Genomic DNA, 8,436 nt, shown 5'->3' on the forward strand with positions numbered 1-8,436 from the left:
AAGCGAATTATAAATCCTATGATACACCAAACGACACTGGCTTACCGCCATTATCCGTATCATGAACTTGGTCAATAATCTCAAGCTCGCGCTCACAAAATGGTTCAATAAAGCTACTCACACTACTGAGTGGTTTCATGGCTTTAAAGCCTGCATCAATAAAGTCATAAAGTGGTTGGAAGTTATGGCGATAAGCCGTGCCTTTGGCTAAGGCAAAGGCTTTTTTTAACATAAATGAATTGAGATGTTTATCGGTACGATAGCAGACCTCTTTTAGACTGTTAATCTGCATGCGGCGCTCATTTGCTTCATCGACAGCACGATAGGCGGCAATCATGTTTTCTTCATTAACCGCTAAATCTTGAGCAAGCAACCACTGCGCTAAATGTAAATCAAGCTCAATAGCTAAGATAGCCGCTTGAATACCCATGCTGCCAGCTTCTAAAGAAGACTCTTTGGCAAGGCGTTCAAGTTTTTTGGCTTTAGGAAGGATACGTTCTAATTGCTCTGCCAATATTTTGAATTCATCGCCACCGTATAACTGTGTTAAGAAATAATCTGCCATTGGTTTATTTTTTGGTTGTTCAAATAACGCGCTATGCGTATGCTTAAGGCGCGCTTGTTGCCACGATTGCACCTCATTGAGTTTGATATTTAATGCGGCATTGTTATGATGTGGCAGCGCCCAAAAACGGCTTAAGTGCTGTTGTAGATCGGTTAAAGCAGACATGGCAGGTAATCCCATAAAAGTAGAAATATTAATCAAATTGGTTATAAATAGGTCGTAATGGTTTTGAGTTTTTATGCTTATGAGTCGCTATTAAAACACGCTCTCAAGATTTTGTTCACCTTAAAAGAAAATAAAGCAGAATACAAATGTCAAACTGTTACATAGCAGTGTTATTTACTGAATGAGTCGAGTGCTATTATTAAGCTGATGCACTTTCAATCATAGGATGATGACCGTTATGAGCAAAAATAAAAATAATAAGACTGAACCAGCAGCACAAGCAGTCAGTGCACAATTTAGCCCGCAGGTTATCAAGCAATATTTAACTCCCAACCCGTTAAATCCGTTTTCTATGGATGAAGATTCGCTTAGATTGGCACTGGTCACGGCTCAATATGCCTTGCGAGCAACGCGGCAAGCAGAGCCAACCACCATTAATAAACCAACAGGGCTGTTGGTATTAGTTAATGGCATGGAGCAGGCAGGCAAAGGTACCGCCGTTAAGCAGCTGAGGGAGTGGGTAGACCCGAGGCTGCTTAAGGTTGAGGCTACCATTGGTTACTGTCCATTAGTGCATCAACCGATTTGGCAAGCGCATACCAAGACGATGCCGCGTTATGGTGATGTGATGGTTTATTTTGGCAACTGGTATGCTGACCTTCTCTATAACGTCATGCGTATGGCAATGTCAGACAGTAAAAGCGATGATAAACCGTCAAAAAATAAAAATGATGAAAGCCCGCTTCCTATTGCGAAATGGCAAGCATATCTACAGCAGCAATTGATTGAATTACAAACATTCGAAAAAGACCTTGCCGCCAATCAAACCAAACTATTGAAGTGCTGGTTTCATGTTGACATCGGAACATTACAAACACGGCTAAATGATGACGAAGCAGATCCACAATTTTTGTATCAGATTGACTGGAATGATAAAAAAGTGATCGAAACATTCAATGAAGTAGCAGCGATTTTGTTACGACAGCAGGATGATTGGATTATTATAGATGGTGACGATAAATCTCAAGCCGCCAATCATTTCTGTCATGAGGTGTTGCATGCCATGCAAACTGCGCTATTGAGTAGTAAACCCAATAAGTCACTGTCTAATAAACCGTTTAATAAAAAGACCTCTCATAAATCAAACGCCGATAAAAGTTCTAAACAAAAACGTCAGCCAAAAACATTCGAACCTGTAAAAATACCAAAATACTTAAAAGATATCGAGGGCTCAAGGATAGATAAGTCTGACTATCATGATGCGCTTGCTGCAAAGCAAGCTCGTCTCGCTGAGCTGCTACGCGCGCGCGACGGTCGTCATATCGTTTTTGCTTTTGAGGGGATGGATGCTGCTGGCAAGGGCGGTGCAATCAAAAGATTGGTGGCGCCACTCGACCCACGTGAGTATCAAATTTATAATATCAGTGCGCCAATGTTATACGAAGCACAGCATCCTTATCTATGGCGGTTTTGGACAAGGCTACCAAACGAGCAAACAGAACGCATCAGTCGTATCGCCATTTTTGATCGCACTTGGTATGGGCGCGTGTTGGTTGAGCGGATTGAAGGATTTGCAAGTGATGACGAGTGGCAGCGTGCTTATGATGAAATTAATCGGTTTGAGTCGGATTTGATCGAAGCAGGGACAATCGTCATAAAATACTGGTTGGCTATCGACAAAAAGGAACAGCTTAAACGTTTTGAGGATCGTAAAGAGACACCGCATAAGCAATTTAAATTAACAGATGATGATTGGCGTAACCGTGATAAATGGTCAGAATATGTGCAATCTGCCGCTGACATGCTCGCACGTACTGACACAGCAGACGCGCCATGGTGTGTGATAGCAACCAATGAGAAGCGCCAAGCACGGTTAGATGTGTTAGATCATGCAATCAAGCAGCTATCAGAAGCAGACGTAAGATAATGCTTTTTTTATAATAAAATATGCCTATTTATAAGGCTTCATAAACAGGTATTTACACCTCAGATCGTCTATGTAAAGAGCACATCATTGAGACTCAAATGACAGTGTTATTTGAGTCTCACACTGATAGTTACAAATCTTGTAATATCATCATGCATTATGTGATTATATTTAATATAATAGGCGCGTAATTGCACCTGTTATGCATTAAACTACTTTATTAAACAGAGTGGCTTTATTGTTGACATGAGTTATGTTATTGATATAAGTACGTTAATAATGCCAACAAAGATCGTTACAGTACCAGTCACCGATATTAAAAGTATTAAGATCAAAAGCACCATTACGAAAGTTAAAATATTAATTCAATAATGTCACTATGAAATATCTAAGCCGCAAGATGCTGTAATCAGACGATTGAGCAATATTACTTGCGGCTTTGTGACGTATTGAGCGATGTGTTTTTACCTTAATGAATTGATTTAAGTAAGATTAAACATAAAAAATTCAGTGAAAACGCTAGCATGGTTTATCAAAACAGTCGTAACAAAGTTCGTCATTTAAAAAGCACATTGTTCACTTTATCTATGCAATGTCATCAATCACATATAATTTCAATCAGCTTACGCAGGACGTATTAACGTATGGGTATTAGCAACAGTTCTACAGAACCAACCAAAGCAGTCGGTTCTATGAGAATCAATCTATTTTTTGCCATTTTACTGATTGCGATGACCACTTACTTTTTGTGGTGGGGTCTAGATTACACTATGCATCAGCAGACGACGCTATTTATTGTAGCGACTGCTTTTGGTGTGTTTATGGCATTCAATATCGGTGGTAACGATGTCGCCAACTCTTTTGGTACGTCAGTAGGGGCGGGGACTTTAACGATTCCGCAAGCGTTGGGTATCGCAGCGATATTTGAAGTGTCGGGAGCCGTGCTGGCAGGCGGTGAAGTGACAGATACGATTCGAAGTGGCATTGTCGATTTAGATGGTCTATCAGTGACGCCCAACCAGTTTATTTATGTCATGCTCTCAGCACTCATCGCAGCCGCATTTTGGCTGTTGTTCGCGACCAAAAAAGGTTTGCCCGTTTCGACCACTCACGCCATTATCGGCGGCGTTGTTGGTAGCTCCATTGTGTTAGGTATCACATTAGGCGGTACCGAAATGGCACTATCTACTGTGAATTGGGGCACGATTGGAACGATTGCAATTTCTTGGGTTATATCACCACTGCTAGGCGGGGTCTTTTCTTACCTTTTATATGGCCAGATTAAGAAAAACATCATTGAATATAATGATAAAACAGAGGCGCACATTGCGGTTCTGAAGGGCAATAAAAAAACGCTAAAGCATAACCATAAAGAGTTTTTAGATGGTTTGACGGAGTCAGAGCAGCTGGCTTATACGTCAGCGATGTTACGTGATCAAGAGATCTATAAAGATGATGATTGTGTCGTTGAAGATTTAGAAACTGACTACTACAAAAAGCTTTATGAAATTGAGAACGAGCGCGGTAATCTTGATACCTTAAAAGCACTTAAGCAATGGGTTCCTATTATTGCTGCTGCAGGTGGTGCGGTTATGACTTCCTTGGTTGTATTTAAGGGTCTTCAAAACGTCAATAGTGGTTTGACGACGCTACAAGGCTTTTTAATCATGGGCATGATAGCGGCGCTTGTGTGGCTTGCGACCTTTATTTATACCAAAAGTATTCGCGGGAAACACAAAGAAGATTTGACCAAAGCGACATTTATTATGTTTAGCTGGATGCAAGTCTTTACCGCATCGGCCTTTGCTTTTAGTCACGGCTCAAATGATATCGCCAACGCGGTTGGTCCTTTTGCAGCGATTATGGACGTTATTCGTACCAATAGCGTTGCGACAGAAGCCGCTGTACCACCTGCTGTCATGCTGACTTTTGGTGTGGCACTTATCGTGGGTCTTTGGTTCATTGGTAAAGAAGTCATTCAAACAGTCGGTACCAATTTGGCAAAAATGCATCCTGCTTCTGGCTTCTCGGCTGAACTGGCTGCTGCTGCTGTGGTTATGGGTGCATCTACGATGGGTCTGCCCGTATCGAGTACACATACATTAGTTGGTGCGGTACTTGGCATCGGTATGGTTAATAAAGACACTAACTGGGCGTTAATGAAACCGATTGGCTTGGCATGGATTATAACCCTTCCTGCGGCGGCGGCGATGTCAGCACTCAGTTATGTTATATTAAGCAACATCTTTTAATATCGATCTAAAATTTATTAATTCAGTAAATATAATAAAAAACGCTTATCGGCATGATGCCGATAAGCGTTTTTTATATTAATTCAACGTCTAGTCCGTTCCAAATTGCTGACGTTTTTTAGCAAAGAAGCGATCTAAGCGATCCATCGCATCTTCTAAGTCATTCAAGTTTGGCAAAAATACCAAGCGAAAATGATCGGGCTTGTCCCAATTAAACCCTGTGCCTTGCACCATTAAGACGTTCTCCTCAATCAGCAGATCCATCATAAATGCCATATCGTCTTCGATAGGATAAATCTTGGGATCAATTTTTGGGAAGCAATAAAACGCGCCTTGTGGCATAGTGCAAGAAATCCCTTTGATGGCATTGAGCCGCGACACCGCCATTTCACGTTGCTTGTATAGACGACCTTTTTGTGAGGTCAAATCCTTCATGCTTTGATGACCGCCCATCGCGGTTTGGATCGCATACTGTCCTTGGACATTTGAGCACAAGCGCATAGAGGCCAGCATATCTAGGCCTTCGATAAAGTCTGTCGCGTGATGCTTCTTACCCGATACCATCATCCAACCAGCTCGAAAACCAGCAATACGGTGCGATTTTGACAAGCCATTGTAGGAGAGGACAAGCACATCGTCAGTCAAGGTGCTCATCGGCGTATGTACTGTATCGTCATAAAGAATACGATCGTAAATCTCATCGGCCATAATGATTAAGTCATGCGCTTTAGCGATTGCAATAATTTGTCGCAATAATTCATCGCTATATAGTGCGCCTGTCGGATTATTGGGATTAATCACCACAATACCCTTTGTTTTAGAGGTGATTTTAGACTTTATGTCCTCAATATCAGGGTGCCAGTTATCCTCTTCATTACAGCGATAATGTACGGCTGTACCACCAGATAGATTGGCCGCTGCCGTCCAAAGCGGGTAGTCTGGCATCGGAATCAAGACCTCATCACCGTCGTTCATCAACGCTTGCATGGTCATCACAATCAGCTCAGAGACCCCATTACCGAGATAAACATCACGAACATCGACTGCTGATAACAATCCTTTTGATTGGTAATACTGCAATACCGCCTTACGTGCTGAAAAAATCCCTTGCGAATCCGAGTAACCGGTTGCCTCAGATAAATTCATCGCCACATCACGCAAAATCTCATGAGGAGCTTCTAAGCCAAAGGGGGCAGGGTTGCCCACATTTAGCTTTAATATACGTTTGCCCTCTGCCTCCATTTTATTGGCAGTCTGTAATAGGGGGCCGCGAATATCGTAGCAAACGTTTTGTAGTTTATCAGATTTTTTAATCGTGTTCATAGAGTGACCACTCATCGGGTTGTTTTGTGAATGCTTGCGAGTATCAGAGGATGGGATTGATGTATTTATTTGAGTATTATTTTTATCCTCAGGCTGTACATGTGCGCCCATAGCGCCATTCGGATTTTTACTCTCTTGTGAAATACCGTTTATTGAATTTGTATTATCATGAGCTTCATTTTGAAGCTCACCACGCAATAGATAGCCTTCGCTACAGCCTAAAAGGCGCGCCAGCGTTGGTAACTTGGATGAGACAATGCCATTGGTGCCTCGCTCCCAATTAGAGATTGCGCCGCGGCTAACCTTTGCACCTGCGGCTGTCATTGCTTGCGCCAATTGCTCAGCAGTAAGACCTTTGTCACGGCGCAACTTTACTAGCCGTTCAGCTTGTGTGTCTTTATCTTTGGCATCGACCATCATTATCTCAATGTTCTTAATCAATAGATTTGTAATAGCTAAAATACGAGAGACAAAATATAAAAATTATCTAGCGTTAATCTAGGACTAATGCAAGATATTATTGCATATATCCTTTCAATACAAGCTTGTATATAAGTTATTTTAAAATCAATTACGAATGTAAGAATATCTTGCATTTATAAGGAAGAATACTGCTCTTCTCTTATTTTTGATACTTTACACAAGTAATTTTACTAAAATTATGATGGCGTTACCTTTTTACTCATTGATACTCTAAGATAATTTGTTATATTTTACTCATCTGTATGCTTTCAAAGCCCCGCGTTCCAATCCGAATGTCATTTTTTGAGATAAGACTTGAATATTGAGTAGATAACCAAAAGATAAAACACATCGTTTTTATAAAAATATAGCGATGAAGCTTTAATAGTAGATTAAACGCAGCAGAGTAGATAATAAATACCTCAATAAGGATAAGTTATGCAAGACAATCAACTTAGCAAAGAAGAAATTACCCAATTGACCGAAGCAGATTGGAAAGAGCGCTTAAGTGCTGACGAGTATCATGTAATGCGTGAGAAGGGTACAGAGCGACCATTCACAGGCGTTTACAACGATGCTACTGATGATGGTATCTATCGCTGCAAAGGCTGTGGTGCTAGCTTATTTGACTCAACCAGCAAGTTTAATGCCAGCTGTGGTTGGCCAAGTTTTGATCAAGGAATCGATAACAGTGCGATCGAAGAGCACGTCGATAATTCACTGGGCATGACTCGAACAGAAGTCACCTGCAGCAACTGCGGTGCACATTTGGGCCATGTTTTCCCAGACGGACCGCAAGAGACCACGGGTATGCGCTATTGCATCAACTCAGTGTCTATCGATCTAGACAAATCTGAAAAGTAGTTTCGAATATAACTAGTAGATTACATTACTCAAAAAGTATATAAAGGAAGCACGTGAGGCTTCCTTTTTAATGATTAGCACTATCTACTACGCAGATTGAAAATTATCACGTAGATTGAAAAGTAGTATTATTCAAAAGCACTATTGTTTAAAAGCACCCAAAGATATTAAAAATATTAAAAATAACCAATCAATTTAAGGATAAATGATGAGCACTGTTTATGATTTTACCGCTGAGCGCATGGATGGCAGTCCGCAAGCTTTTTCTGACTATAAAGATAAGGTAGTGCTGATCGTCAATACCGCGAGCAAATGTGGCTTTACGCCGCAGTTTGAGGGATTAGAAGCACTGTATAAGCAATATGAAGAACAAGGTTTGGTCGTCGTCGGTTTCCCTTGTAATCAGTTTGGCAGCCAAGACCCAGGCAGCAATGACGAGATTGGTGCGTTTTGTCAAAAGAACTATGGCGTCAGTTTCCCAATGATGGCAAAAGTTGATGTAAATGGCGCAGAGGCTCATCCAATCTATAAATGGCTTAAAGATCAAAAGGGCGGCTTACTGACAGACGGTATTAAGTGGAATTTTACGAAATTCTTAGTTGATAGTAAGGGGCAGGTCATTGATCGTTATGCGCCCACCACCAAGCCAGAAGCAATTAGATCTGATATCGAACAAGCGTTAGCCAGTAAGTAATCGTTTAAGTCGCAAATTATTGGTTTTGTATAAAAATATAAAACCAATAAAAACATATGCTTGTCACCATGAGCAATAAAAACATCTAAAATATGTAAAAAAAGGGCAAATACTATTTGACAGCCATGTGTAAATCTATATAATACACACCCACAGCAAGGGGACTTAATTAAGTTCTGTGTTG

Annotated in this window: 6 protein-coding genes; 4 read left to right on the forward strand and 2 right to left on the reverse strand. The window is 41.0% G+C overall.

Annotated features, from left to right (window positions below):
* Nucleotides 1–16 precede the first annotated feature (16 nt).
* Nucleotides 17–730 (reverse strand): FFLEELY motif protein, encoded by a 714-nt coding sequence (locus JMX48_RS08170; RefSeq protein WP_201536493.1) that lies wholly within the window; start codon nucleotides 728–730, stop codon nucleotides 17–19.
* Nucleotides 731–968: 238 nt separating this feature from the next.
* Between JMX48_RS08170 and JMX48_RS08175 the strand changes: the two genes are divergently transcribed.
* Nucleotides 969–2,657 (forward strand): ATPase, encoded by a 1,689-nt coding sequence (locus JMX48_RS08175; RefSeq protein ID WP_201536496.1) that lies wholly within the window; start codon nucleotides 969–971, stop codon nucleotides 2,655–2,657.
* Between the two features lie 644 nt (nucleotides 2,658–3,301).
* Nucleotides 3,302–4,909, forward strand: coding sequence for an inorganic phosphate transporter (locus JMX48_RS08180; RefSeq protein WP_201536498.1), 1,608 nt, complete (start codon nucleotides 3,302–3,304; stop codon nucleotides 4,907–4,909).
* A gap of 90 nt (nucleotides 4,910–4,999) precedes the next feature.
* On the opposite strand, the gene JMX48_RS08185 is transcribed toward JMX48_RS08180, so the two are convergent.
* The gene (locus tag JMX48_RS08185; protein ID WP_201536500.1) at nucleotides 5,000–6,652 is read right to left on the reverse strand and encodes an aminotransferase class I/II-fold pyridoxal phosphate-dependent enzyme; all 1,653 of its coding nucleotides are present in this window, start codon (nucleotides 6,650–6,652) and stop codon (nucleotides 5,000–5,002) included.
* 480 nt (nucleotides 6,653–7,132) lie between these two features.
* Between JMX48_RS08185 and msrB the strand changes: the two genes are divergently transcribed.
* Nucleotides 7,133–7,558, forward strand: coding sequence for a peptide-methionine (R)-S-oxide reductase MsrB (gene msrB, locus JMX48_RS08190; protein WP_201536502.1), 426 nt, complete (start codon nucleotides 7,133–7,135; stop codon nucleotides 7,556–7,558).
* Nucleotides 7,559–7,766: 208 nt separating this feature from the next.
* Entirely contained in the window at nucleotides 7,767–8,252 is a 486-nt protein-coding gene (locus JMX48_RS08195; RefSeq protein ID WP_201536504.1) for a glutathione peroxidase, read from the forward strand.
* The last annotated feature ends 184 nt before the right edge of the window (nucleotides 8,253–8,436 follow it).

Origin of the sequence: Psychrobacter immobilis (assembly GCF_904846225.1) — a bacterium.
In the GTDB taxonomy this organism is placed as follows: Bacteria; Pseudomonadota; Gammaproteobacteria; order Pseudomonadales; family Moraxellaceae; genus Psychrobacter; species Psychrobacter immobilis_F.

What these genes read in the sequence shown, in the direction of transcription:
- JMX48_RS08170 (WP_201536493.1), bottom strand. Translation starts at nt 730, where the DNA reads ATGTCTGCTTTAACCGATCTACAACAGCACTTAAGCCGTTTTTGGGCG.
- JMX48_RS08180 (WP_201536498.1), top strand. Translation starts at nt 3,302, where the DNA reads ATGGGTATTAGCAACAGTTCTACAGAACCAACCAAAGCAGTCGGTTCT.
- JMX48_RS08175 (WP_201536496.1), top strand. Translation starts at nt 969, where the DNA reads ATGAGCAAAAATAAAAATAATAAGACTGAACCAGCAGCACAAGCAGTC.
- JMX48_RS08195 (WP_201536504.1), top strand. Translation starts at nt 7,767, where the DNA reads ATGAGCACTGTTTATGATTTTACCGCTGAGCGCATGGATGGCAGTCCG.
- msrB (WP_201536502.1), top strand. Translation starts at nt 7,133, where the DNA reads ATGCAAGACAATCAACTTAGCAAAGAAGAAATTACCCAATTGACCGAA.
- JMX48_RS08185 (WP_201536500.1), bottom strand. Translation starts at nt 6,652, where the DNA reads ATGATGGTCGATGCCAAAGATAAAGACACACAAGCTGAACGGCTAGTA.